This window comes from Rhodovibrio sodomensis, from assembly GCF_016583645.1.
GTDB classification, from domain to species: domain Bacteria; phylum Pseudomonadota; class Alphaproteobacteria; order Kiloniellales; family Rhodovibrionaceae; genus Rhodovibrio; species Rhodovibrio sodomensis.
Genome location: NZ_NRRL01000268.1, coordinates 1 through 1224, shown reverse-complemented (window position 1 = coordinate 1224; position 1224 = coordinate 1). Strand labels below are relative to the sequence as shown.

The 1224-nt window shown below is 65.3% G+C and carries 3 protein-coding genes; all 3 read right to left on the bottom strand.

Annotated features, from left to right (window positions below; translation table 11 throughout):
- The coding region (locus CKO28_RS27675) for a class I SAM-dependent methyltransferase (protein ID WP_200344753.1) at positions 1-478 on the bottom strand (478 nt) is incomplete at its 3' end.
- A 226-nt stretch (positions 479-704) separates the two neighbouring features.
- Positions 705-923, bottom strand: a complete 219-nt coding sequence (locus CKO28_RS27670) for a hypothetical protein (protein ID WP_200344751.1) — start codon at positions 921-923, stop codon at positions 705-707.
- An 86-nt stretch (positions 924-1009) separates the two neighbouring features.
- On the bottom strand, positions 1010-1224 hold a 215-nt coding region (locus CKO28_RS27665), incomplete at its 5' end, for an ISAzo13-like element transposase-related protein (RefSeq protein ID WP_437127639.1).

Genomic DNA, 1224 nt, shown 5'->3' with positions numbered 1-1224 from the left:
ATGCTCGCGCACCATCCGAACGGCGCGCTCGCGTAGTTCCCGCGGATACGGCTTCCGGTTCGTCGTCTTTCCCATGGGCTCCAGTCTCCCAGACGTTGGAGCCTCCGGAAAGCTCGGGGCGGTTCAGAGCGTCGCAGACGACATCGACAGATGCGTCGTTCAACATCCGCGCCCAGGCGATGGCCCGATGGTCGGTATCGACACCGGTGAGGTGCAGCCGGTCCGCTGAAATGCGACGGCGGAGGTGGCGCAGAAGCGCGCCGTCGCCGCAACCGATATCCACGTGCCGCCAGGTTCCCGCGTTCGGGTTCGCGCTCAGGTTTCGGTCCATCCAGTCGGTCACAAGCCATAGACCGGCAACGTAGGACGGCGCGAAGCTCCAGTACCGAGAGATCGTGGGCACGGGGGTCAGCGCGGGCAGATGATGGTAAGGGAAGGCGTAAGCATCGGCTTGGCGTTGATCTTGGGGGCTTCGCATCGGTCGACGCAACTCATTGCGGGGTCTCAGATGGTGATGATGCCGACGTATCCGCGGGGGTCGGACGAGCGGACTGACAGGGCGCATCATGCCCTGGCGATGCGCCGGATACCTCCAATGCAGTCCGGTGGGGACACGATTGTCGGGGATCGCAGCCATTATGGCCACCTGACGAACAAGCTCAAGGTAACCGGACGCGGCGCCGGTGACCGGGCGCCCGGCCGTGTCACACGCCGCCGGCGCTGTTCCCGTCGATCAGGCCGACTATTCGAGCGCACACGCGGGCGATGAGCGCGCTGTTCACGCCTGCGCGGCCAGGCAGCTCCAGGAGCCCTTCTGTCCACGCGGCCCGGCCGTCGGCGACGAGCGCCTCGAACACCGCATCCGGGTCCGGCGGCGGCGTCAGCAGCGGCGCGTTGGCAAGGCCGCGTTGCCACAGCCCCAAGAGGTCTAGCCCAGCCCCGGCACGCCACCTGTACGGTGCGCGCCGGGGCACCGGCACAACGGTGACCGGCTTGGAGCTGATATCGATTAACCGCTACATTTAGCGCTATCAATCTGCCGTGGACGGATGGTGTAGTTCCATTCGCCGTGGAAGTCATGCGGCTGGATGTTGAGCTGTTTCATCGTGCGGTCGGAGACCTTGATGCCTTTGGGATAGGTGTTGGCGTCGATGGTGCAGCTGACCTCGAGGCCCGTGCGCGTCGTGGTCGCGTTGATGAGCTGAACGATCGCTTCATGGCTGA